At 44.0% G+C, this 25,066-nt stretch carries 21 protein-coding genes; 10 read left to right on the top strand and 11 right to left on the bottom strand.

Going from position 1 to position 25,066, the window contains the following annotated elements; all coding sequences use genetic code 11:
* Nucleotides 1–44 precede the first annotated feature (44 nt).
* The 3 genes from hemF to BUA59_RS05355 all read left to right on the top strand — a co-directional run bounded on the left by hemF (nt 45) and on the right by BUA59_RS05355 (nt 3,054).
* Nucleotides 45–989 carry an oxygen-dependent coproporphyrinogen oxidase gene (gene hemF, locus BUA59_RS05365; RefSeq protein WP_072838693.1) on the top strand — a complete coding sequence of 315 codons (945 nt, stop codon included), beginning with the start codon at nt 45–47 and terminating at the stop codon, nt 987–989.
* A gap of 26 nt (nt 990–1,015) precedes the next feature.
* A complete protein-coding gene (aroE, locus tag BUA59_RS05360) occupies nt 1,016–1,828 on the top strand; it encodes a shikimate dehydrogenase (RefSeq protein ID WP_072838692.1) in 813 nt (270 codons plus the stop codon).
* A gap of 65 nt (nt 1,829–1,893) precedes the next feature.
* On the top strand, nt 1,894–3,054 hold the full coding sequence (locus BUA59_RS05355; protein ID WP_072838691.1) for a GNAT family N-acetyltransferase: 1,161 nt from the start codon (nt 1,894–1,896) through the stop codon (nt 3,052–3,054).
* Nucleotides 3,055–3,069: 15 nt separating this feature from the next.
* Here the strand turns inward: BUA59_RS05355 and BUA59_RS05350 are convergent, their stop codons facing one another.
* Nucleotides 3,070–4,047 (bottom strand): helix-turn-helix transcriptional regulator, encoded by a 978-nt coding sequence (locus BUA59_RS05350; protein WP_072838690.1) that lies wholly within the window; start codon nt 4,045–4,047, stop codon nt 3,070–3,072.
* A 180-nt stretch (nt 4,048–4,227) separates the two neighbouring features.
* Here BUA59_RS05350 and BUA59_RS05345 point away from each other — a divergent pair, with 180 nt between their 5' ends.
* Nucleotides 4,228–4,869: a glutathione S-transferase family protein gene (locus tag BUA59_RS05345; protein WP_072838689.1), complete on the top strand. Its 642-nt coding sequence runs from the start codon at nt 4,228–4,230 to the stop codon at nt 4,867–4,869.
* 83 nt (nt 4,870–4,952) lie between these two features.
* Here BUA59_RS05345 and hmpA read toward each other — a convergent pair whose 3' ends face one another.
* Nucleotides 4,953–6,143: an NO-inducible flavohemoprotein gene (hmpA, locus tag BUA59_RS05340; RefSeq protein WP_072838688.1), complete on the bottom strand. Its 1,191-nt coding sequence runs from the start codon at nt 6,141–6,143 to the stop codon at nt 4,953–4,955.
* A 207-nt stretch (nt 6,144–6,350) separates the two neighbouring features.
* Here hmpA and norR point away from each other — a divergent pair, with 207 nt between their 5' ends.
* Nucleotides 6,351–7,916 (top strand): nitric oxide reductase transcriptional regulator NorR, encoded by a 1,566-nt coding sequence (norR, locus tag BUA59_RS05335; RefSeq protein WP_072838723.1) that lies wholly within the window; start codon nt 6,351–6,353, stop codon nt 7,914–7,916.
* An 80-nt stretch (nt 7,917–7,996) separates the two neighbouring features.
* Here the strand turns inward: norR and BUA59_RS05330 are convergent, their stop codons facing one another.
* Both BUA59_RS05330 and BUA59_RS05325 read right to left on the bottom strand, forming a co-directional pair.
* Nucleotides 7,997–8,431 carry a group II truncated hemoglobin gene (locus BUA59_RS05330; protein ID WP_072838687.1) on the bottom strand — a complete coding sequence of 145 codons (435 nt, stop codon included), beginning with the start codon at nt 8,429–8,431 and terminating at the stop codon, nt 7,997–7,999.
* Nucleotide 8,432: 1 nt separating this feature from the next.
* On the bottom strand, nt 8,433–8,636 hold the full coding sequence (locus BUA59_RS05325) for a hypothetical protein (protein ID WP_072838686.1): 204 nt from the start codon (nt 8,634–8,636) through the stop codon (nt 8,433–8,435).
* Between the two features lie 406 nt (nt 8,637–9,042).
* On the opposite strand from BUA59_RS05325, the gene BUA59_RS05320 reads away from it, so the two are divergent.
* A complete protein-coding gene (locus BUA59_RS05320) occupies nt 9,043–10,332 on the top strand; it encodes an MATE family efflux transporter (RefSeq protein ID WP_072838722.1) in 1,290 nt (429 codons plus the stop codon).
* A gap of 117 nt (nt 10,333–10,449) precedes the next feature.
* Nucleotides 10,450–11,340, top strand: coding sequence for a shikimate dehydrogenase (gene aroE / locus BUA59_RS05315; protein ID WP_072838685.1), 891 nt, complete (start codon nt 10,450–10,452; stop codon nt 11,338–11,340).
* A gap of 26 nt (nt 11,341–11,366) precedes the next feature.
* On the opposite strand, the gene BUA59_RS05310 is transcribed toward aroE (BUA59_RS05315), so the two are convergent.
* Nucleotides 11,367–12,143 carry an FCD domain-containing protein gene (locus BUA59_RS05310; RefSeq protein WP_072838684.1) on the bottom strand — a complete coding sequence of 259 codons (777 nt, stop codon included), beginning with the start codon at nt 12,141–12,143 and terminating at the stop codon, nt 11,367–11,369.
* A 253-nt stretch (nt 12,144–12,396) separates the two neighbouring features.
* On the opposite strand from BUA59_RS05310, the gene BUA59_RS05305 reads away from it, so the two are divergent.
* Nucleotides 12,397–15,273, top strand: a complete 2,877-nt coding sequence (locus BUA59_RS05305) for an FAD-binding and (Fe-S)-binding domain-containing protein (protein ID WP_072838721.1) — start codon at nt 12,397–12,399, stop codon at nt 15,271–15,273.
* A 133-nt stretch (nt 15,274–15,406) separates the two neighbouring features.
* Here BUA59_RS05305 and BUA59_RS05300 read toward each other — a convergent pair whose 3' ends face one another.
* The 3 genes from BUA59_RS05300 to BUA59_RS05290 all read right to left on the bottom strand — a co-directional run bounded on the left by BUA59_RS05300 (nt 15,407) and on the right by BUA59_RS05290 (nt 18,858).
* Nucleotides 15,407–16,915, bottom strand: coding sequence for a KAP family P-loop NTPase fold protein (locus tag BUA59_RS05300; RefSeq protein ID WP_072838683.1), 1,509 nt, complete (start codon nt 16,913–16,915; stop codon nt 15,407–15,409).
* A 165-nt stretch (nt 16,916–17,080) separates the two neighbouring features.
* On the bottom strand, nt 17,081–17,887 hold the full coding sequence (locus tag BUA59_RS05295; RefSeq protein WP_072838682.1) for a sulfite exporter TauE/SafE family protein: 807 nt from the start codon (nt 17,885–17,887) through the stop codon (nt 17,081–17,083).
* An 80-nt stretch (nt 17,888–17,967) separates the two neighbouring features.
* Nucleotides 17,968–18,858 carry a LysR family transcriptional regulator gene (locus tag BUA59_RS05290; protein ID WP_072838681.1) on the bottom strand — a complete coding sequence of 297 codons (891 nt, stop codon included), beginning with the start codon at nt 18,856–18,858 and terminating at the stop codon, nt 17,968–17,970.
* Nucleotides 18,859–19,009: 151 nt separating this feature from the next.
* Between BUA59_RS05290 and BUA59_RS05285 the strand changes: the two genes are divergently transcribed.
* Nucleotides 19,010–19,225 carry a DUF2798 domain-containing protein gene (locus tag BUA59_RS05285; RefSeq protein WP_072838680.1) on the top strand — a complete coding sequence of 72 codons (216 nt, stop codon included), beginning with the start codon at nt 19,010–19,012 and terminating at the stop codon, nt 19,223–19,225.
* Nucleotides 19,226–19,337: 112 nt separating this feature from the next.
* Here the strand turns inward: BUA59_RS05285 and BUA59_RS05280 are convergent, their stop codons facing one another.
* The 3 genes from BUA59_RS05280 to BUA59_RS05270 all read right to left on the bottom strand — a co-directional run bounded on the left by BUA59_RS05280 (nt 19,338) and on the right by BUA59_RS05270 (nt 23,971).
* Nucleotides 19,338–20,744: an alanine/glycine:cation symporter family protein gene (locus BUA59_RS05280; protein ID WP_072838679.1), complete on the bottom strand. Its 1,407-nt coding sequence runs from the start codon at nt 20,742–20,744 to the stop codon at nt 19,338–19,340.
* Nucleotides 20,745–20,966: 222 nt separating this feature from the next.
* Complete coding sequence (gene srmL / locus BUA59_RS05275) at nt 20,967–22,088, bottom strand: PheS-related mystery ligase SrmL (protein ID WP_072838678.1); 1,122 nt, start codon at nt 22,086–22,088, stop codon at nt 20,967–20,969.
* 380 nt (nt 22,089–22,468) lie between these two features.
* On the bottom strand, nt 22,469–23,971 hold the full coding sequence (locus BUA59_RS05270) for an MFS transporter (protein WP_072838677.1): 1,503 nt from the start codon (nt 23,969–23,971) through the stop codon (nt 22,469–22,471).
* A gap of 218 nt (nt 23,972–24,189) precedes the next feature.
* Between BUA59_RS05270 and BUA59_RS05265 the strand changes: the two genes are divergently transcribed.
* On the top strand, nt 24,190–25,059 hold the full coding sequence (locus tag BUA59_RS05265; RefSeq protein ID WP_072838676.1) for a LysR family transcriptional regulator: 870 nt from the start codon (nt 24,190–24,192) through the stop codon (nt 25,057–25,059).
* Nucleotides 25,060–25,066: the final 7 nt, after the last annotated feature.

Here is a 25,066-nt window from a genome sequence, read left to right as displayed (position 1 = left end):
TTTATTTGTTTTGTTTTTAAAGCTACGACAAGATGGAGTATTTCATGTCAGCAAGCTCACCCGCTACGGTAACGAACTTCGATGTTCAAGCCGTAAAAGACTATCTCCTGTCTCTTCAAGATCATATTTGCTCTACATTAGAAACCGTTGAACCGACAGCTCGCTTCAAAGAAGACGCTTGGGACCGACCTAATGGCGGAGGCGGACGTACTCGTGTTATCGCAGGTGGTGAGGTTATTGAAAAAGGCGGTGTGAACTTCTCTCATGTCATGGGTGATAACCTACCTCCTTCTGCGACAGTTGATCGTCCTGAGTTGGCTGGTGGTCGATTCGAAGCCATGGGCGTGTCTTTGGTGATTCATCCGAACAACCCTATGGCGCCCACTTCCCATGCCAATGTACGTTTGTTTATCGTTTATAAAGACGGTATGGCACCAGTTTGGTGGTTTGGTGGTGGTTTTGATCTGACACCTTATTATGGTTTCGATGAAGATTGTATCCATTGGCATCAAGCGTCTTATGATGCTGTTGAACCATTTGGTGAAGGCTATTATTCGCGCTTTAAAAAGTGGTGTGACGAATATTTCTACTTAAAACACCGTGGCGAACCACGTGGTGTTGGTGGTTTGTTCTATGATGATTTTAATGAAGGCAGTTTTGAGCATTGTTTCGGAATGATGCAATCAGTGGGCAATACTTTTACTAAAGCCTATTTGCCGATTTTAGAGCGTCGTAAAGATTTGCCATTCACTGAGCAACAACGCGACTTCCAATTGCATCGTCGTGGACGTTATGTAGAGTTTAACTTGGTATTTGACCGTGGTACGCACTTTGGTCTACAAAGCGGTTTGGGCCGCACTGAATCTATTTTGATGTCATTGCCGCCAGAAGTGCGTTGGACATATGAATATCAGGTCGAAGTGGGTAGCGAAGAAGCGAAATTAACCGAGTATTACCTAACGTCGAAAGATTGGCTTATTGCTCGCTAATTGAAGAACAACGAAGAGGATAAATTTTGGATCAATACGCTGTTGTTGGAAATCCGATTGCTCACAGTAAATCACCTAGTATTCATGCGCACTTTGCTACGCTGACAAATCAAGCCTTGGTGTATTCGACCTTACTTGGTGACGAGGTTGAATTTGAAAACCAAGTCAGAGACTTTTTTGAAAAAGACGGAAAAGGTCTGAATATTACGGTGCCGTTTAAAGAACGCGCATACGCTATGTGCGATATTTTAAGCCAACGGGCAAAACAAGCCGGTGCGGTGAATACTTTGCTAATGGGTAAAAATGGCGACCTGTTCGGCGACAATACAGACGGAATCGGTATGGTTCGCGACATTATCCATAATCATGGTCAGAGTTTAACGGATAAACGCATTCTTCTACTGGGCGCTGGTGGCGCAGTTCGTGGTGTACTTGAACCTGTTTTAGCTGAGAACCCAGAATCTGTCACCATTGCGAATCGTACAGTCGAGAAAGCACAATTATTGGCTGATCAATTTGATTGTTTAGCTTCGTCTTTCGAAGCGTTAGAAGGCCCTTTTGATATTATTATCAATGGTACTTCGGCGAGCTTGTCTGGCAGTTTACCACCATTAAAAGATGAATTAATAAACGCTGATACATGGTGCTACGACATGATGTACGGCAAAGAACGCACGGTGTTTTTACAGTGGGCCCATGAGCGCGGTGCCGATGGTGCCGATGGTCTTGGAATGTTGGTTGGCCAAGCTGCAGAAGCTTTTTATCTGTGGCGGCAAATTCGACCTGAAACCGCCAGTTTGGTTGATGCTATGCGCGAACAAATGGAAGCCGCTTACTAATCAGTGAAATGTTAATCAGTGAAATTAAGTGAATCAGCGAAATAAGCGTCATAAAGGAAAGTAGTATGAAAGCGCAATGGTTCAACTCTGTCGATCAAATAGGTGAAGCCAAATGGCAAGAGGCTATTGGAGAAACACGTTATCCTTTTGCGCAATTTGCTTTTCATCAGGCGTTAGAGCAAAGCAAAAGTATTGGTGACGGAACGGGCTGGTATCCAGAATACTTGCTGGTGATGGATGACGATGACAGCCCATTGGCCATCGCCCCAACCTATTTGAAAACCCACTCGCAGGGTGAATTTGTCTTCGATTGGTCTTGGGCAGATGCCTACCAACGCTATGGCATGCGTTACTTTCCTAAGCGTATTTGGGCGATTCCTTTTTCTCCTGTGACAGGCTTACGGATCTTCTCTCACCTTGATCCTAAAGGCGATGATGTACAGTTTTCTCATCTGTACCCAGCGCTTGCAGAATTAATGACTCAAGCCAACCAAGAACGAGAGTTTTCAAGCTGGCATCTGTTATTTACCAAGCCTGAACACGCGGCGTTATTCGCACCAAATAAAGACCTACTGCACCGAATTTCTTGTCAGTTCCATTGGTTTAATCGTGATTACAAAGACATGGAAGACTATTTGTCACACTTCTCCAGTCGTAAACGCAAAACCGCGCGTAAGGAACGAGACAAGGTTGCTAAGGAAGGCATCACATTGACTCGAACCCTAGGCAACGATTTGACCTCGGCAGAAATCGATTTCTTTTACCTGTGTTACCAATCCACTTACGCCAAACGTGGCCAGCAAGGTTACCTTACTCGCGAATTCTTTGGTCAATTAGCCGAAAATATGGGCGATCAAATACTCTTGGTCCAAGCCTTTCGCGATGAAGAAGCCATAGCTGCGTCTTGGTGTTTCTTCGACGATCATTCTTTGTATGGTCGTTATTGGGGTTGTATGGAAGAAGTGGATTGCCTGCATTTTGAAGCTTGTTACTACCAAGGTATCGAATTTTGCCTAGAAAAAGGCTTACAGCATTTTGATCCAGGCACTCAAGGGGAACACAAGATCGCCCGTGGTTTTGAACCTGTGTTCAGCCACAGCATTCACTACATCGCCCATGAAGGTTTCCGTGATGCTATTGGTAACTTCTGCGAGGAAGAAGCCCAAGCCGTGCGTGAGTACCATCGAGATACTCACGCCTTGTTGCCGTTTAAGCAAGAAGCCTGAATTTATTCAATTACTTCAAGAGCGAGCCGCATCTTGTTGATAAAGCCTTGCTAAGGATGACACCATCTTCTCCATTTCTGCCCGCAGTTCTGGTGGGCCAATCACTTCCAGCTCTGCCCCAAAGCGTAAGAGTTCAGCACAACCGTGTACTGATTCGCCCACTGGAAATCTGGCTCGGTGCCAACCTGATTCGTCCATTGGTTCTATCTGAGCTTGATTTACCGCATAAGAAGAGCATACGTATTGCATGATCTTCAGCCCCAAAACGGTTAAACGCACCTCAGCGATAATCGGAAATTGAATCGTTTCCATACGACGTAAACTATCCTGCCAAAACGCTGCTAAATTGAAGTCTTTGGGGCGTTCGAATACTTCATCCAATAAGGTTAATGACTCAATACGAGACACTCTATATGTCCGAACGTCCTTCTCTACCTGCGCGAGCAAATACCACTGACCGCCTTTTAAAACGATGCCCAGAGGTTGTAGCTGGCGATTAATTTCGCCTTTCCAGCTTTGATATTGCATGACAACACAGCGTTGTTCTAATACCGCTGTCATTAAGTCTGGCAAGTAAGTGACTTTTTCATCGTCAGAAAACCAATTGGGCGCATCGAGCAAAAATCGACTTTGTAAGCGGTCGATTTCTGGTCGTATGTTTTCTGGTAAGGCGGCCTTTAACTTTAATTGAGCATCGGCAAGGAGGGTGTCTATCCCCATTTTTTGCGCAGGACCAGACAACCCGGCTAAAAACAGTGTTTCTGCTTCTTTGGCGGAAAGCCCATTCAAACGGGTGCGATAACCTTGCAACAACCGATAGCCACCTTGCACTCCTTGTTCGCTGTAGACGGGGACGCCAATGGCGCTAAGTGCTTCGATATCCCGATAAACCGTACGAATAGAGGTTTCACAGGCGTCAGCCAATTCTGCAGCCGTGACCTTCTCGTGGGTTTGCAACATCATCAGCATTTTGAGTATTCGGCTGGCTCGCATGAGATTCTCCTTTCGCTGTTCTTTGTCGTCGAGCTAAGTCATCTTGCCAACTAACAGCATTGAGCGAGTGTTATTTCGCCAGTATAAAGTATAAACCTGACACTAGATGTCAGGTTTAGTCACTAATATAGCTCATGTAACCACCAAAAATGATCTAACAACCTATTTGAGGTAACGGATATGAGCGAGATTCAAAGCAACCAAGACACCATCACCCTGTACCATGCTTCACAAACCCGAGGCACTGGCATTTGGGTATTGCTGGAAGAGTTGGGGATTCCCTATGACATGAAAGTGCTGAATTTCAAAGCCGGTGAAAATCAACAACCAGAGTTTCTCGCTATCAATCCTTTGGGGAAATTTCCAACCCTTGTTCATAACGGCACTGTGGTTACAGAACAAGTTGCTTGTTACACCTACTTGGCCGATCTGTTTCCTGAAAAAGGACTCGCGCCTGCTTTCAATGATCCAAAACGTGGTGCTTATTTACGTTGGATGGCCTATCAAGGCAGCAGTTTTGAACCCGCTGTGATCGACAAAGCGTTTAATCGCCCTGAAGTCGCAGCGTCTCAATCATCCTATGGTAGCTTTGATAAAATGCTGCAAACGCTATTCGATCAAATCGCCAAAGGTCCTTATTTATTGGGAGAGGAGATGTATGCAGTGGATATTCTTTGGGGATTGAGTTTGAAATGGTGCCGCATGTTTGGACTCATTACGACGAATCCAGTGGTCGACGCTTACATTGAACGTGTCACCTCTCGTTCTTCCTTCACAAGGGTGGAGGAAAAAGAGCAAGCTTTGTTGCTTGCTCAGTCATAATCAAATGTCTAAATAAAATAAAGCATGAGTATCATCGGTTACTCATGCTTTTTTGTTTTTCAACTTAGAGTATTACTTGTTTATCAAACCTCTTGATGTGGGCCGAACAATTCGTAATGAATTCGGTCTGCTTCCACACCAAGCGTTAAGAGCTGCTGTTTAACAAACATCATGAAGCCAACAGGCCCGCATAAATAGAACTCGCCATTCGTCAGCGGCAAGCTGTCTTTGATGGCTTCTAGTTGCATCATGCCGTTTAACACTCCTTCTTCTTCGCTGTCCGCTTGCTCATACCAAGTATGAACAGACAGATTTAGCTGGCTTTTTAGGCTGTTTACGTGTTCTTTGAAGGAATGCTGACCTTGATGAGCACAAGCGTGTAAATAGCTTACAGGATGGCTGTATTGCTGTTTGGCGAGTGTATTCAGCATGGCTTGCATTGGCGTTAAGCCAACGCCTCCAGAAATCAGTACAACAGGCGTTTGCTTGTCTTGGAAAACGAAATCGCCTGCAGGTGGCATGGCTTCAATTTCATCGCCGACGTTTAAATGGTCATGAAGGTAATTCGACATAACACCCGCGATATCACCTGTGCCTTCGCGTTTTACACTGATGCGATAGTTTTTGCCATTTGGTGTTGTTGATAAAGAGTATTGACGTATCTCATCGAACTCATTGCCTTTTGGATGTAACTTAACGCCCAAATATTGCCCTGGCTGATAGTCAATTACTGCGCCGCCATCCACAGGCTCAAACACAAAGCTGGTAACCAAATCAGATTCTGGTGTTTTGGAGGCTACACGGAAACGGCGGAAGTCTTTCCAGCCGCCAAGTTGGGCAGCGCGTTCTTTATAAAGATCACCTTCGACTTGAATAAATATCCCAGCTAATTGCATGTAAGCCGCTACCCATGCTTCTTCTACGTCTTTGGTAAAAGCATCTGGAGCGAGTTCACGCAAGGTTTCAATAAGGTGATGACCAACGATGTCATATTGACTCGGTTGGATATTAAAACTGGTGTGCTTATGAGCTATACGCATCACGGCACTGGTAAGTACTTCGAGATTATCGATATGTGTTGCGTATGCCGCGATGGCATTGAACAAAGCCGCAGGTTGACCACCAGTTCTTTGGTGGGTCATGTTGAATACATCTTTTAGCTCTGGATTATGAGAGAACATGCGTTGATAAAAATGCTCAGTAATCGCGGTTCCTGCAGAAGCAAGAAGTGGAATAGTAGCTTTGACAGTGTCTATATGGTGTTGAGTTAACATGTTATTTCCTTTTCTAAGAGTACGAATAAATGCTTTCTTAACTCTTCTATAGCGAAGCTCGTGCCAACTTATAATTGATAATAAAATCAGTGGTTTATGTTTTTAATATAAAAATTAGAGTCAATAAGACTCACCAAAAAGAAAGTCTATATGGTATGTTTGAGTCAAATTGACACGAAAAATAATTCGCCCTATGAGCCGATATCCATGAAGCAGGTTTCTAATAACGCCTTACTTAGCTTTGCCCTTGATCTTGCTAGCGCGGTGACGCAGCCTAATCGCTTCGAACAACTGGTTTATGCCGTGCGTGCGACTATCAATTGTGATGCCGTGGTTTTATTGTCGAATAACAATGGCATTCTGACGCCGCTTGCCCAGCGAGGCTTATCGGAAGACCTGATGGGACGTCGCTTTATTATCGATGAACACCCGCGTTTGAAAGCGATTAGTAGCGGCCATTATCCGGTGCGTTTTCCTGCTGACTCGTCTCTTCCTGATCCTTACGATGGTATGGTGTCAGGCCACGACGAGAATCTGCCTGTGCATTCCTGCATGGGCGTGCCGCTGTATTTAGAAGGTAAATTGATTGGCGTGGTGACGTTAGACAGCATCATGCCGGGCGTGTTTGATGATATCGACGCGCGTGCGTTAGAAATCATCGGCACCATGGCGGCCATGACGCTAAATACCGCGATCTTGATGGAGCAATTAGAAAACCAATCGCAACATGCTCAAAACGTATTGAAAGTGATGGGTGAACAAAGCAGCGAGATGATCGGCCAAAGCAAGGCCATGCAAGATCTCAAACAGTCAATCAATCTGGTCGCACCGTCAGACTTTTCTATCTTGATCGAAGGTGAAACAGGCGTAGGTAAAGAGCTTGTTGCAAGATCGCTGCATGAGCACTCTGCCCGTTCTGATGCGCCGATGGTGTATGTGAACTGCGCAGCGATTCCGCATCATCTCATCGAAAGTGAGCTTTTTGGTCATGTGAAAGGTGCTTTTACCGGCGCGGATCGAGATCGAGATGGTAAGTTTCTATTGGCCGATGGTGGAACCTTGTTGCTCGATGAAATTGGCGAATTACCTTTAGAGGTGCAGGGAACTTTGCTTCGCGCTATTCAAAATCAAGAGATCCAAGCAGTTGGTAAAGATCAAATTCGCAAAGTAAACGTGCGCATTATTGCTGCAACCAACCGACATTTAGAAACCGAAGTGGCAGAACATCGTTTTCGTGCGGATTTATTCCATCGCCTTAGCGTCTTCCCGATTCAAGTTCCTGCGTTACGTGACAGACAAGGCGATGTTCCATTGTTGGCCGGATTCTTCGCTGAGCGCTTCCGTCGAAAGTTAGGCCTGCAGCAACTGACTTTATCCGCATCAGCTATTGGCATGCTCGAAGCTTATCACTGGCCTGGAAATGTACGTGAGCTAGAGCACGTCATCTCCCGCGCTGCGCTTTTCGCCAAAGCGGACAATGCAACAGGGATTACAGTTATTTCATCAGCGCATTTAACAGGGTTACAAATCGATAATAGTTCCCAAGAAAAGATACAGAATGCCGAAACATCACAGCAAGTCTTAGACAAGCAACAAACAATAGATTTACGTTTAGAAACAGAGACTTATCAACGTAATCTAATCCGTAAAGCGCTAGAAGAAAGTGAAGGGAACTGGACCCAGGCTGCTCAACAGCTGTCTATGGATCGCGCAAACCTAGCGCGCTTGGCGAAACGCTTGGGGATTGTCGTTGCCAAAGAAATTCGTTCTTAATCATGAAGCGTTTCAGAAACGCAATGACATTCCTATGAGGTAGGCGACAGTTTCGAATTTGGAATGTCATTGTGTTTCGTTTAAACCGATTCACCGTGTTTAGCCGCACTTACTTGTCGAATCCGTTCAGCAGGAAAAGCGAGCTGAGGCAGTAAATAAGCTTTCAATTCTTCTGAATAACCCAATTCATCTAATGCTGCCGCCATGCAGTTTAGCCACATGTCTTTTTCTTTTTCAGTGACAATCAAATGTGCGTGTGCTTGAGGTAAGCTAATTGGCCCATATTTTTTCGAAAATAATTTTTCGCCACCCATCCAACCAGATAAAAAAGACACCAATTTATCGATAGTTAGCTCAATATCGCTAGGATGCATATCAAATAGTGGTCGAAACTCTGGTGTGTTTTTCATAATGCGATAGAAGGTTTCGACCAAATTTTGCAAGCCAGTTAATCCGCCAACAGCCTGTAAGGTGGCATCGCCTTCGCCATAAATGGGCAGGTTAGAAAGAGTCATTTTATTCGACATCTTTTGGTTGGTTTTGCTGTTTTTTAGCAACTTTTTCTTTGTCCATTTTGATCGAGTTGCGATAGCCGCCTAATGCAGCCAACGCGCCAATAATGAAACTCATGTAAAGCGGAATTTGAAACAGCATAGTGATACTGATGAATACACACCCGACAGCTAAACCTTCGATAAAGGGTTTGAGTTTCTTGGGCATAAAAGTTCTCCGAACGATAAAAAATAAATGCGAGTCTAGCAAATTTCCGCGACGATGTGAGCACGATTGTGGAAAAAAGCATCACTTATCCAATATTAGGAACATTGAATTTTATCGAATATATGGCGTCTATTTTTGTGGGTAAGTGGGAGCCAAATGAGAACCATGCCTGATTACCGCCCTTTTCTGAGTAATTATTGCACAAAACCATTAAGAACTGCCCCGAATTGTGAATAACTGCTATTATTTTCCACAGATCAGCGTGTTCCTATTTTCCGTTTTTGATTGATTTTTATCCACAGAATTTGAAATACCCACAAGTGAGACTCGTGTGTCAAAGTTATCCCCTAGTTCTATTTTTTGCTCGTATCGTGCAAATGCTGTATTGAATCAAAAAATTTGGCGCATGGCGTGGCCGCCGATGATTTCGAACATCACCACTCCTTTGCTTGGTTTAGTTGATACCGCTGTAGTTGGACACTTGGGAACGGCGACACATCTTGCTGCTGTAGCGATTGGCGCGAGTATTTTTAGCTTTCTGTTTTGGGCGTTTGGTTTTTTGCGCATGGGCTCAACCGGATTGACAGCACAAGCGCTTGGACAAGGTGACGAAAGACGTGTTCGTGAGCTGCTTTTGCAATCGATTTTGATGGGCGTGTTTATCGGGCTAATGCTGATTCTATTCCGAGCGCCCTTGATCGATTTGGCGATCTCCTTGATGGAGCCAAGTGCTGAAGTGGAACCTTGGGCGCGTTTGTATTGTGAAGCGCGGATTTTCAGTGCGCCAGCTGTGTTAGCAGGTTATGCCTTAATGGGTTGGTTCTTTGGCGTGCAATATTCCAAAGGGCCGCTGTGGATGCTGTTGGTGATCAATGTCGCCAATATGATTCTGGATTATTTTGCGGTTTATGGTTTGGGTATGGCGAGTGATGGTGTGGCGTGGGCGACCGTGTTTGCTCATTATATTGGCGTGACTGTCGCCGGTGTTTTGGCTTGGCATAAATTGAAAGGTTTCTCTGGTCATGTGCCGTTAAGCGTGTTGGCAAAATGGCGTGAATACATGGCTTTGGTCAAAGTGAATCGCTATCTGTTTGTGCGTACGATTCTTTTGCTATTGGTTATGTTGTTTTTTACCGCTCAAGGCGCGCGCCAAGGTGATTCTATTCTTGCTGCCAACGCTGTGTTGCTAACTTTCTTGATGATTATTTCTAACGCCTTGGATGGTTTTGCCTTTTCAGTAGAAGCTTTGTGTGGCGAATACTATGGCCGCAAAGACAAAGCGAACTTTAACAAGGTCATTCAGCTTTCTACCTATTGGGCGCTGTTTGCAGCGGTTATGTTGATGCTGATATTTTGGCTTTTTGGTAATCAAATCATAGCGTTATTAACAAACGTACAAAGCGTTCGCGATGACGCGGCTCTGTACCTACCTTGGCTGATATTCTTCCCGCTGTTGGGTATTTGGTCTTTTATGTTGGATGGTATTTTCATCGGCACAACCAGTGTAAAACAAATGCAAAATACCATGATCATTTGCGTGGTCGGCGTGTTCTTCCCTGTTTGGTTCATCACTCAAGATCTTGGCAACCATGGTTTATGGTTTAGCCAAGCCATGCTGTTTATCGCCAGAGCGATCACGCTTTATTGGTGTTATCTGCAAAACATGAAAAAAGGCGTTTGGTTCGCGAATTCATAAAGCCTATTACTTTGTGTAAAGACTCCTGTTAACAATTGAAATTTTTCTGGCGACTGGGTTTGTTACCATGAATGACGTGCTCTTTTTTAAAGCCACCAAACATGGAGAGAATTCAATATGTCGAAGAATTTCTTAAGCGAGTTAACCGGTTCTTTTGCCACGCCAGCGTTAGAAAACCCTACTGGCGTGATGATGGAAGCTGCGTATCGAGATTTGGGTCTGGATTGGCGTTACATCAATTGCGAAATCCAACCTAATGATCTTGCAAACGCCGTATTAGGTGCGAAAGCTATGAACTGGTGCGGTTTTAACTGCTCAATTCCTCATAAAGTGTCTGTTATTTCACACCTTGATGACTTAGGCGAGTCGGCTCGAATCATTGGGGCAGTCAATACCGTGGTGAATCGTGATGGTAAGCTTATTGGTGAAAATACCGATGGCCGTGGTTTTGTCGAATCCGTTAAATCCAGTTTAGAGCTAACCAAAAAGCGCGTTGTGCTGTTTGGCGCAGGTGGTGCGGCACGAGCGGTTGCGGTTGAATTAGCTTTGGCTGGAGTGGCGCACATAACCATTGTGAATCGTAATCAAGAGCGTGGCGAAGAGCTTTCCAAACTGGTTGCCGATAACACGTCGGCTGGCGCGGAATACCATGCTTGGACAAAGCAATATCAGATTCCTGCCGATACTGATTTGGTAATCAATGTGACCTCTATTGGCTTATATCCCAATGTGGATGCAGAGCTAGATATAGACACAGATTCGATTAAATCTAGCATGGTAGTTGCAGATGGTATTTTTAATCCGCCTGAAACGCGGTTGATTCAAACCGCTAAAACTAAAGGCTGCACGACGGTAAATGGCTTGGGTATGCTCGTCCAGCAAGGCGCAATCGCTTTCGAATACTGGACAGGAAAAACGCCTTCTATCGAGGTGATGAAAACCGCATTGAGTGATGCTTTGGACATTACAGATCTGGACAGCACGGATTTGGAGAGTACAGAAAAATAATAATCACTGGAATACCCAAAGATTGTTTAAAGCGGATTCTGATGCTCGTTTCTGCGTAGCGAGCGTTGTATCCGTGTTTCCTCTTGGCGCATTTTCAATAAATTGTCTTCCACAAACACCAAATGTGTATGCGCCGCCGTACGAGCGGCTTCGGCGTCGCCAGCCATGATGGCTTGATAAAGATTGGAGTGCTGTTCCATCACGCGCTGACGAGCGGCTTGTTTCTCGAATAGATTCCTAAGGTTACTCGAAATGCTTTTCGCCAACATGGCGTGCAGGCTGCGAAGTGTGTGCAGCAACACCACGTTGTGCGCCGCTTCCGCGATGATCATATGAAACTCCACGTCTAATTTTGCTTCTAAGGCGAAGGCTTTATTTTGATTGGCCTCTACCAGTTGATTAAAGCATTGTGTGAGCTTGGTTTTATCGGCGTCGGTACTGCGCAAAGCAGCGTAATACGCGGCGAGACTTTCTAGCGCATCGCGAAACTCCAATTGATCGTATAAGAACTCATCGTGGGAACTGAGCAAATCTTGCAGCGGATCGGCAAACGAGCTGCCTAGCTGTTCCGACACATAAGTGCCACCGCCATGACGACTGAATAATACACCGCGCGCGATCAGTTTTTGAATGGCTTCCCGCAACGAAGGACGAGATACCTCAAAACGCGCTGCCAATTCCCTTTCTGGTGGCAGTTTTTGCCCCGCCGTAAAACTGCCTTCCAAAATCATGCTTTCCAGCTCTTTCATAATGATGTCGGAAATTTTCGGCTGTTTAACACGACCAAAGTGATTGGATTCCATGACTTTTCCTAAAAATGTATTCTTTAAAGATGGCTTTAGCGCTTGCTGTGCATAAGTTAAAAAGTGGTAAAACCAATTAATCTTGCTGCTAAAATTCACGAAATATCGACTAAACTATCAGTTGACAAAGTTTCTTTGAATTCTTACTGTGCTTTATATTCAAAAGGTAAATTGGTCTTACCAATTTGTCTAGCATTAATGTTCAATACCTATACTCTTTAACAATAAAAAGGCTACCGCCGTGGAAGCTTCTATGAACACTGACTCACTTGCTGATAAAGCCGCTCAATATCTCGATCTATATTTTGCTTTGAAAGACGCCAAAACTGGCGCGATTGATGAGACGCGATTGATTCGTGATCCACTTCGTACCTTGGCGTATGGCACGGATGCGAGTTTTTACCGCTTGATTCCGCAATTAGTCGTGCGAGTCGATAATGAAGCGGAAGTGCAGTTAGTGCTGAAAGAAGCCAGAAAGCGCAATTTACCAGTGACTTTTCGCGCAGCGGGTACGAGTTTGTCAGGGCAGGCAGTAACCGATTCCATCTTGATGCAATTATCCGATAACTGGAAAGGGCATCGAGTTCACGAACATGGCCATCATATTTCACTTCAGCCAGGTATTATCGGTGCGCGAGCCAATCAGCTGCTAGCGCCCTTTCAGCGCAAAATCGGCCCAGATCCAGCGTCCATCAATGCCTGTATGATTGGCGGTATTGCAGCGAACAACGCCAGCGGGATGTGCTGCGGTACAGCACAAAACAGCTATCATACGATTCAAAGTGCTCGTCTAATTTTCGCTGATGGTGCTTTATTGGATACCGCCGATGAAGCCAGCCGATTGGCGTTTGGTAATCGTCATGCAGACTTGCTTGATACGCTTGTTCGTTTGTCTAAAAGCGTTCAAGCTAATAGCGAATTAGCAGAAAGAATTAGACACAAATATCGTTTAAAAAACACCACAGGGTACAGTTTAAACAGCCTAACCGATTACCAAGATCCGTTTGATATCTTGCTGCATTTGATGATCGGCTCTGAAGGAACTTTGGGTTTTATCAGCGAAGTTACCTATGAAACCGTGGTTGATCATCCTATTAAAGCCGCGGCGATGATTTTCTTTGATGATATGGAAGTCACCTGCCGAGCGGTTACCTCTCTAAAAAGCTCGCCTGTTTCTGCCGTGGAATTGATTGATCGTGCTGGCTTGCGTGCGGTGGAAGGCAAACCGGGTATGCCAGAGATTTTGTCGTCCCTTGGCTCACAAGCGGCGGGTTTATTGGTCGATGTACGCGCCGCCAATGCTGAAGAATTAGAAGCCAATTTGGCCTTGGTGAAACAAGCGTTAAGCGGCCAAGCAACACTGAACCCAATTGAATTTACCCAAGACAAAGTCATCTACGATTCCTATTGGAAAATTCGCAAGGGCTTGTTCCCCGCTGTTGGCGCAGTTCGTCCTGTTGGCACCACGGTGATCATCGAAGACGTTGCCTTCCCTGTCGAACAACTCGCGGAAGGTGTTTTAGAACTGCAAAGCGTGTTTCAAAAACATGGCTACTACGAAGCGATTTTGTTTGGTCACGCCTTAGAAGGCAACTTACACTTTGTCTTTACGCAAGGCTTTGACGACCCGAAAGAAGTGAAACGCTACGAGCAACTGATGGACGAAGTCGCGCAATTAGTCGCGGTGAAATACAAAGGCTCGTTGAAAGCAGAACACGGCACCGGCCGTAACATGGCGCCTTATGTGGAGCTGGAATGGGGCAAAGAAGCCTACGACATTATGTGGGAAATCAAACGCGCGTTTGACCCGCAAAGCTTGCTGAACCCAGATGTAATTTTGTCGCACAATGCCAATTTACATGTACAGAACCTCAAGCCTTTGCCGAAAGCCAATGACAAAGTTGATACCTGTATTGAATGTGGTTTCTGTGAATCGTCTTGTCCATCAAAATCTATTACGTTAACGCCTCGCCAACGCATAGTGATTTGGCGTGAGATTCAGCGACTGACTGCAATGGGTACAGATCCGAAACGTTTAGCGGAATTGAAAAAAGACTATGATTATCAAGGCGTTGATACCTGCGCTGGTTGTGGTTTGTGCTCGATGCAGTGTCCGGTTGGTATCAATACGGGTGATTTAACTCGCGAATTACGACATGATCGTCACCCAGACAGCAAAGTCGGATATTGGATTGCTGATCATTTTGAAGGCGTGACTAAAACAGCAAAAGTCGGTCTTAATCTTGCCAGTGGCGCTCGTAGACTTATGGGTGATTCAGGCATGACAGCCATCACTTCAGTGATGAACAAAGCTTCCCATGGCGCAGTACCGAAGTGGCATAAACAAATGCCCAGTGCTGCTTCGTCTTTGAAGTCGATTGCCGTTATGCAAGATAATGATATGCAAAGTGATGACGTTCAAAAGGAAGTGATTTACTTCCCCAGCTGCGCGACTCGTGTCATGGGCGCAGGGCCGAATGCAGAAGATAAACGTTCCGTCATGGCTGTGATGTTCTCTGTATTGCAAAAAGCAGGCTATAAAGTAACTGTACCTGATAATGTCGACAGCCAATGCTGTGGTATGGCGTTTCAATCTAAAGGTCAATTTGATGCGGCGATCCAAAAAGCCAGTGATCTCAATAGTTTACTGCTAGCGGCGAGCGATAATGGCCGAATCCCAATCGTCTGCGATGTGAGCCCTTGCTTGCTACGCATGCAGGAAAGCCTTGATCCATGTTTACGGCTGCATGAGCAAGTGGGCTTTGTCTCCACTCATGTGATGCCAAATCTAACGGTGAAAGAGAAGCTCGGCAAAATCGCCCTTCATGTAACCTGCAGTACAACCCGCATGGGACTCGCCGATAGCTTTGTGCAACTGGCTCACCAACTTGCCGATGAAGTCGTGATTCCGCCCGAGATTACCTGTTGTGGATTTGCTGGCGACAAAGGCTTCTCCACACCCGAACTTAACGCCAGCGCTCTCAAAACCTTAGCCAAAGCCGTAGACGGCTGCGAAGCGGGTTACTCTAACAGCCGCACCTGCGAGATTGGCTTATCGGAACACAGCGGCATCGAGTATCAATCTATCGTCTATCTGGTTGATCAATTGTCTGAGTGCTCACCCGCCTAGTTAGCCGCTCAGCCGCGCTTATCAAGAGGACGCTCATTGGTAGACCCGCAACAAAGACCAACGCCTCTTGACGAATTTAAAAGCGGTGCTAAAGCGAGAACATCCACTCGGCGTTGGTCTTTGTTGCTTCTGTCTACTTTTCGTTTATATCTACTTGGATATCTAAATTTTCAATGATTTGAAGTAGTTTTTCAGTGTCGGTAATAAACTGATTAGGCTGATATAGCTCACTTAGCTCCTTGCGACGGACCATAAAAGACACTGGGAAATTCTGAAATAGATGTACTGCAGGTTCAATCTGAGGTGTATATTTTATAACTGTTTGCCCAAATACTTTTTCCGAGACACGTTGATTAACTAATTCATTTAGTGCTGTTAGGCAATTATTAATAATTGTTTCTAGACTTACATACGGTCCGTTTTGCTGTGGTTTTAGTACTTTCACTGTATAAAGAATCCTAACTGGATGATCGGAGTCTTTAAGTGCAAGCAGGGCACGACCTAAAGGAGTTTCCGGCTTTGGCAATCCACCATACAATGCATTTCCGAAAATAAGCCCAATTAAGGTAAGAATTGGGTAGGCATTCTCTCGTAACTCTTTTGAATCCAAGACTATTTCTAGTTGCACGCAGATTTGGTTCACTCTTCGTAGCGAAAGGTGATGTCTGTTTTGTTCGCATATCAGAGCGACCGCGGCTCTTAATTCTTCTGCTGAATTAATCGCAGGTAATGTTGGAAGCGGCTTAAAATCTTCTGTTTCAAATATTTTCTCAGCAGTTAAAAACTCAAAATAATCCAATTCTGGTAACGTAAAGCGTTGTTCAAAAAATCGACTTAGATATTCATGGGAATCGAAGTCGTGACCGTAAACGGCTTTGATGGAATGCTGTAATTGGCTAGTGTCGGTGGATAAAACAAAAATGAAGTCTGGAATATCAAATAAGTGTTTTACCGTCTCTAGCATTTCGATGGCGTAGGTTGGGCGGCAGCGATCTAGTTCATCAATGAAGATGAAGACTTGTTTGTTAGGATTGTCTTCAAGGGCGAAGTCGACAAGTTCGCGTACTTGTTTTTTGAAGTCTTGGGTGAATTGCTTATGTCGTTTGTGCTGCCTGGCTACTTCTAATCCTAGATCGCCCATATTCAAGTCGTCTTTTACAGCACTATGATTAGTGACGGAGCCTGTGGCAGAAGCAATTAGGTCGAGTATTTCGCTTGTTGCCGCTTCTCCAAGAAGGTGTTTACCTACAATTTTTGACCCGATTGGCAGCATGCTTTTGCCCATATTAAATATGGCGCTGGCAACGTTTCTCTCTGCGTTGCGAAACTTTGGATCGTAGTTTTTGATTTTAAATTTTATCTGCTCAAGCAGTTCAGCGATGATGATGGCAAGAGGATCATTTAGATAATCCGATTCCCAAGCATCTATCTTGATGGCTATGTGGCCTTTGTCTTCGACAAGTTTTTTCCACTCTGTAACAAAGAAAGTTTTCCCTGTTCCCCACGCACCGTTTAGGTTTACGACGTATGCATTGTCGTTTGTATCGCGGCTTTTTAGGTATTGAGTAAAACGCTCTGCGAGTTCTTTTCGCTTATTCCCTGTCGCACACTTGGTAAAGGCTTCTGTATCAGTATCACTCATAGGGCATTCCTTTGTTAAATCAATCTAACAGTAGTCTATATCACAAAACCAACACTTAGCTGTTACCAGATCAACATCTCGCGGATGTTTGCGCTTTAGCGCCGGAGCGAGAGTTGATCTGGAAACAGCGTTACTGCGGACTACATTTAGTACAAGTCATGTGGACTAAAGCATAAAGGTCGAGTACAAGCCAAATCCGCAGACGATGAGTAGCGCCCAGCCGACGAATTGGAAGAAGACGGGTGTTTCGGCTTTTTGAATACGGTTGTGTAGTTTTTGTCCAAAGACGTGACCGATCAAGGCGCAAGGCAGTAACCAAAGCTGATGGATAAGTTGTAGGTCGATGCCGGCGATGAGGAAGGACACCATTTTGATCATCACCAGAATAAACCAGAGCACGAACAAGGTATCGCGCAGTTGATGGCGCGGTACTTTGGTGGCGAAGACGGAGACGATGAGAGGTGCGCCGATTAAGGAGGTGCCGCTGACGTAACCGCCAAGCATAAGGAAGATGGTGTCGAGGAACTTGTTGTTGGTGTAAAAAGGTTTATTCAGGATATAAGACACCGCGAAAATAGCGACGATGACGAAAATCACCCCAGTGACTATGTTGCCCGGTAAGGTTAATAAACCAAATACGCCGATCAGTTTCGGCACTATCATGATGCCGAGGGCTTTCTTTAAATAACCCCAAGCGATATTGCCTTGTGCTTCTTGCGATGCTTCGCCTCGTTCTGCTGCGAGTATGGCTTGTTGTTTGGTGGCTCTCGATCCTTGCCATGCAATCCAGCTAGAAAATACCAAAAGATGAATGGAAATAATCGGCAAAAATAACAGCGGATCGTTTTTTACTAATAATAGGAAAGGCAAAGCGAGTACTGCGCCGCCAAATCCTAAGCCACTGCGAACAAAGCCGCTCCATATAAAAATGGCGCCGATTAAGGCGTATTGCCACCAAAATAAGTGTTCCATGGTTGTCCTTCGTGTTTAGAAATGAGATTGAATCGTGTGAGATTATTGTGTGCTAGTGTAACCAAAGTTCCCTTTTTAGACTAAGGGCTTGGGTGAAACCAGGTTTGTTGGTGAAGAAATTTAGTCAGCTCCTCTTTCAATAGCTTGGCTCTGGCCGATAAGCTGCGTCGATAAGGCCAGACTAAAAAAATCTCTCTATTTTGGCCTCGCCATTCAGGTAATACCCGAATAAGCTCGCCAGTTTCAAGGGAGCCATGCACCATGCTCATGGGCATTAACGCAATCCCAGCGCCAGCTTTGGTAAGATTGAGTGTGATAGTCATATCGTTGCTAATGTGTTGGTGTTCTTTTTTAAGCGGGTGCAGTTCGCCTTGGTCATTCATTAATAACCAGTCTGAAAACATGTTGGACGCAATGCTCGGAGCTTGTTGCAAGTCTTCTATCGTTTTAGGTAGTGGGAATGCAATGTTAGGCGATGCAACTAGAATGGGCTCAATGTGCCCGAGTTTTTTTTGAATCAATGATGAGCTGGGTTGATTCCCTGAGCGCAAAGCGATGTCTGCGCGGGTGTCTCTTATGTCTTGCAGTGTGTTGCTCAGTTCAATGTTTAATTCAATATCTGGGTATAATTGAACGAAATCTCTCCAGAATACATCCAGAGGACCGCTGCCTAAATTCACCGGGGCAAGTATTTTCAAATCGCCTTTTAGGCTGTTTAGAGTTTGGTCTAGGTTGGAAATTCGCTGATCTAGCGCATCGATGAATTCCGCGCATTCTCGATAGTAGCTTTCTCCCACTGGCGTGAGAGTTAGTCCTTTTGTTGAACGATGTAGTAACTCACAGCCAAGTTTTTGCTCAAGGGCACTGATACGGCGAGATACCGTAGCGATAGTCATATCAAGATGTTGAGCGGCGGCAGTCAGACTATTCTTATTGGCAGCGGTAATAAAAATCTTTAGATCATCAAGCATTTTGCATTTTCGTAAATTTGTTTTTAAAAAATCAGTATATTTACAAATATTGTTGTTTGCTAGTATGTATTCAGAGTTTGAGTCGTTTACTTACTTTTCGTCTGGGGCACTCTATTTATAGAGAAGACGGTAAGTTCATTAGGAGAGAAACATGAAACACAGAATTATTTTTGCCGTATTAATGTCGTTTACCTTGTCGTTGTTTATGTCCGCATGGATCACGTATCTGAATATTGGGTTACATCCAAATTTCGTCTCTTTCTGGATGGGAGCTTGGGTATTGGCTTGGCCTGCTGCGGGTGTTATTTCTTTCATCGCAGGGCCATTTTTGCATGCTTTAGCGCATAAATTGGCAGTGAAAATTTAGCGTTTGAGATAAGGCTTTATTAAGCATGAAACCAGAAATAAAAAACCCGCTTCGCTGCGGGTTTTTTATCTTTAAAATCAGGCTAAGCCTACATTAAATCAGTAAGAACGACTTATTTGCTTGGTTTTTCGTCCCAAACACTAAGGTCGATATCGTCACGAACTTCTGGGTAGTCGTCGGAATTGAATACTGGAGTGTGAGTTTTTAATTGCGTGAAATAGTCTTTGGTTAATTTCACTACCAAACCAGATAACATCATGATCGCAATCAGGTTAATAGTTGCCATTAGACCCATTGCTGCATCAGCCGCATTGAATACCATCGCTACACTTTCATATGCGCCCCAAGGGATCATGCCAAGCGCCAAGATGCGTAGAATGAAAATCCCTGGTTTATTCGCCCATTTTAGGTAAGTTAGCGCATTTTCTGCATAACTGTAGTTACCGATAATGGAGGTGAAAGCGAAGAAGAAAATCGCAATAGCAACAAAGTAATGGCCCGCACTACCTATGTGAGTCGTTAGCGCTGTTTGCGTTAAGGCAATGCCTGTTTGACCGTTACCCAATGCACCAGATAATAGAATCATCAAGGCCGTTGCAGTACAAATCAGCAGTGTATCAATGAAAACACCTAATGATTGAACCATGCCTTGGGATGCTGGGTGATGAGGGTTTGGCGTAGCAACCGCAGCAATGTTTGGCGCAGAACCCATACCAGCTTCGTTGGAAAACAAGCCACGTTTGACACCGTTTAGCATGGCACCTAAAACGCCGCCTGCTGCTTGCTCAATACCAAATGCGCTCTTAAAGATTAACGCGAATGCCGCTGGTACGTCAGAGATATTGGCGAAGATCACATACAAGGCTAGTAGTAGATATAAAACTGCCATGAATGGCACAACGATTTCAGCAAAACGTGCGATTTTCTTGATACCACCGAAGATAACAATCGCCGCTAGCAGCATGATAACGATGCCGGTCACACTGGTGTCGATACCAAATGCGCCTTCCATTGCGCCTGCAATCGAGTTGGCTTGAACCGCATTGAATACCAAACCAAACGCCAAGATAAGCGCAAGCGAAAATACTGCGCCGGCCCAAGGCGCTTTTAAGCCTTTACTGATGTAAAACGCAGGACCGCCACGTAATTGTCCATTTTGATCGCGCATTTTGTAGAGCTGAGCCAAGGTGCTTTCAGCATAGGCAGTTGCCATACCGATAATTGCCACCACCCACATCCAAAAAATGGCCCCTGGGCCACCTAAATATAATGCGACAGCAACACCTGTCATATTGCCTGTTCCTACACGAGAAGCGAGGCTAGTACAAAGTGCTTGGAAAGGAGAGATACCGCCACGATCGGATTGTGGGGCTTTAAGAACAGTACGGATGAATTCTGGAAAACGACGGACCTGAATAAAACCTAGACGTAAAGTGAAATATACGCCTACGGCTAGTAGTCCATAGATGAGGATATACCCCCAGAAAATAGTATTTAAAAAGTCTATGATGGCTGCCATGTAGGGCACTCCCTTTATTCGATAGGATTATCGTTTTATTGTTCGTGGGTTGAATATTAGAAGTGCTTTTTGGGTAAAAAAGGCACTCTAAGAAACGCGCAGAAGCTTAAAAAAGTGTGCAAGGGTAGCGATTTTATGGAAAACCGCAAGAAAAAAACCACTTTCACACACATAAAAAGTGCGTGAAAGTGGTTTGATTTTGTAAGTTTGTTGTCTGTTGGGCTAGTTGGCTAAGTAGTTATGTCCTTGATTCAACGACAAATAAATTTTGTTTCTCAGATCATTAGCAAGGCTTGTTGGCACACTTCGAGTTGGATGTCGTAAGCTGATTCGTAATAGTAAATTTACGTGTGAGGAGGACATCCCTAGTCGTTCTACAGCTGATCTGGGTAATTGTTGATAATCCGTTCGAGATAACAATCGAAGTTCCTCTAACCAATAAGCTTGTTCTCCTAAGGTGATACGAACTTGATCACCAATAATGTCCATATCAGTATCTCGGTTTACTACAATCGAAATATCACGCTCGGCTTTGGGCTGTCGCGAGACAGGTCGCCAAGGTGATAAATCGAGCATTTGTTGTTGGATCCGAGGATCTTGGTCTCGAAGCAGCCGAATGTCAGGAATGCCTTTACGCAGCATCAGCACTCTGTCCAAGCCTAACCCAATGGCGACGCCAGTATAATCATCGCTCGACCAACCGTTTTTCGTTAATAAGTCTGGATCTATGTTACCGCACTCGCCTACTTCAATAAGATCTTGATCTTCAACAGCGTCCAGCTGAATGCCATTGATGGTGTAAGGATGCGGCGATTTAGATTGTTGTACGACATGATTGGGCAACAGCGTTTTCATCAGCGCCGCAATGGACTCACTTAATATCTGTTTATCTTCAGCTTGAGCCTTTGGCATGACGATCCAGATATCCAACTGATGCGGCTCCGCACAATGCCAGCGATCAATACAGTCGCGGCGATAAACCAAACCGTGACTGATTATTCCAAGGGACTCCGGTCGTAGGCTTCGCCAACTGCTCAACCAAGTAGGCACAGAACTTGACGTTTGAGTGCGTAGCATCAAGCTGTCTGAAACATAGCGGCTGTAGCGAATATCTCTTGATGCACCATCAACAGGATAGCCGAGCGCGTCGTAGTTTTCATAGACGGGAACAATAGGGTTAGCGTTGATGCGCTGTAGATAGCAAGACCACAATGCTGCGACAGCAGTTTCCGCTTCACTAATGAGTTGCTGCATGGCATGCATGCCATGTTTTGGATTAGTCAGATCGCGCAGAGAAAGTGCGCTAAGTAATTGTTCGTGGGTAATATAATTGTGTTTAGACATAATAAAGCTCCATAAATCCAAGATGAAAAGTTCAATGCAATCTTTTTGGATTCCTCCGAGTCAGGACTCGGAGAGAGCTTGTCTTTGAAAGGTTATTTCAGAAAGAACAAAGCCGCCGCGTCCAGTTTAGGGACTCGGAGGCTGATAAATCGATGTGATCGTGCAATAAAATACGTCATGCCTTTGATACTAGCAGGCTCCATTTTTAAGAGCCAGTAATATTTTTTACATTTGTACTTTTAGAAAAAACACATATTTAATATAGTTAAAAACAAACAAGAAATCTAAATTATTCTTCCATTTAAAACATATTGTTTAATTCAATTTCTATATAGGTTTTAAATTATATTAGCGAATTTGTTTATTATTATTAATTTTAACTAAATTTTCAAAATTTTTCTTTCAAAAGTAATAAAAGCTAGAAAGCAAATTACAGCTGTCGATGTTGCACCATATAGAAGTACGCTACTAAAACCTTCCATGAGAATATTTTTTGCAATCTCTTTTGATATTCCGTAATTCTCCAGTATGTTTAAATTTCCAGAAGCTAAAATATCTGTAATTTCAATTAACCTCGTTTCAGAAAGCGTTTTTGGTAGTAAGTCGAGTAAACGTGAAGCAATTCCGTTAGCTAAAATAAGGCCCATTAATGCAATATTTAGAGACAAAGATATCATACGAGCGCTGAATTCCATGCCAGAAGCCATGCCTGCACGTTCAGGAGGTAAAGACCCCGTTGCTGTGTTGGTTACCGGTGTATTGGTAAACCCAAGACCGATACCCGCTAAAATACAACCAGGCATTAGAGTGAGCCAACTTGCCTCAGGGGAAGACGCTATAGCCCAGAGAAGGAAGAAACCACCAGAAATACACGTCAGTCCCAAAGAAATCAAAAATTTAGGGCCATGTTTTATTAGAATTTTTTCTGCGTATGGCGGAACAACGATCGTAGGTAAAGTGAGAGCAAGCACTGTTAAACCTGCCGTTATTCCGTCATAGCCAAGAACGCTTTGCAGATAAATGGGAAAGTAAACAACGAAAGGCCAGAAACTAAAGTTCATGCCTGCTGCACCAAATAATGCCCCTGAAAAGTTCCGAATACGAAAAGCCTTAAGATCAAACATAGGTCTTGCTACTTTACTTTCAATGATAAGAAAGAGGACAAAAGCAAGTGCACTAGCACCTATAATTAGTATTCCTTCTAGTGACTGATACCCTATAGATTGTCCCTGAGTAATCATAAAGACTAAACCAAATACTGTACTAGATAGGGTAATCATACCGCCATAATCCACTCGCAGCGAATCAGGGTCAGACGATTCAAGTACGCCAATACGTGCTAAAACAAGAGTTATAACAGCAATAAATACATGGATCAAAAATACCCATTCCCAACTTAGATGAGCAATGATTAGGCCACCAACAATCGGGCCAAACCCTAACCCCAGACCAAATACGATACCCCACCAAGCAAAGGCAACACCTCGTTCAGGACCGTTTTGAAACTGATTTGATAATATCGCTACTTGGCACGCCAACATGGCAGCAGCACTTATTCCTTGTAGAAAACGTGCAGCAATTAGTATTGGTGCGTTAGTCGCTAAGCTACATATAAGAGAGGCAACACCAAAAACAATGATGCCTATAGTAAATACGCGTTTACGTCCAAAACGGTCTGCTAATGCACCCATAGCCACCAGTACTGAACACATGGCGAGAGTGTAAGCATTCATAATCCACTGTAGTTGTTTGAAGTCTGCAGGTAAAATATCTTTCAAGACAGGTAAAACTGAAGGCACACTGGTTATTTCTAAACCTAACATAATAGCAGATAAACAGATTGCCATTAGAGCGATTTTATTTCTTGAGGCAGAAGTCCTCATATACTAATTCTCCGTAATTATAGACAGTTCCAATGAATGTATTTCGTTGAAAAGCTATTATTAAAAAGATAAAACAAGCTATCTTTCCTAAGAGCTTTTGAAATACAATTTTGGCTGGTGAGGAAATTAGCATTAACTTAATTATTAATGAATGGACATGATTTATATATCTGTGATTACAGATTTAAATAGTTAGACCTATTTTAAAGGTATTTATAATGTTGACGTTGGATGTTGATTCAGTTCGAGCATTTGTAGCCATTGCTGATTTGAAAAGTTTTACACAAGCTGCCAATTTATTAGGTACAACACAAGCTGCTTTAAGTTTACGATTAAAACGGTTGGAAGAACGTGTTAAACGGCGCTTGATAGAGCGTACGCCTAGACAAGTCAGATTATCTTCTTATGGCGAATTGTTTATTGCTTCGGCAAGGGACTTCCTAGAAGCACACGAACGTGCTGTTGAAAGCTTATTGTTAGCCAAAAAACGTCTTAAGCTAGGGATTGGGTGTCATCTTATTGGTTCAGAGCTACAAACTATGTTAGCAAAGGTGAATGAACTTGACCCAGATTTGGTGCTTGAAATATCAACTGACACCTCTACTAAGGTGAAAGAGGAATATCTTAACGGTGAACTAGACGCCGTTATCTTACGTAGTGAAGAAGAACGGAAAGAAGGGCTCATACTCTGTATTGAACATTATAGTTGGTATGCTTCTCCGAATTTTCAGTATTCTCCTAACGAACCATTGAGACTAGCCATATTGGATGAAAAGTGTGGGGTAAGAGATCAAGCTCCTTTAATTTTAAAAAAAGCAGGTCTTAGATCAAATAATGTTCTTATCGCTGGAAGTACCGAAGTTGTTAATGCTGCTATTTCTGCAGGAATGGCTGTTGGTATTTATAGTCAAAGGATGGCACCAGAAGATTCAATTGATGTGCGTGAGCTGTTTAATCTACCCTCTCTGCCAACCTCCTCTATTGAGTTGCATACACACCTTACGGATCAGAAAACACGTAAAATATTAAAGGTAATCAGCAGCGTATTTAATGAATACACTGCAGATGAAGATCTAGCCTTATATTAGCCATTTT

This window comes from Marinomonas polaris DSM 16579, from assembly GCF_900129155.1.
Lineage (GTDB): Bacteria > Pseudomonadota > Gammaproteobacteria > Pseudomonadales > Marinomonadaceae > Marinomonas > Marinomonas polaris.
Note: the sequence above shows the minus strand (reverse complement) of the source record. Positions and strands in the feature narration are given on the sequence as shown.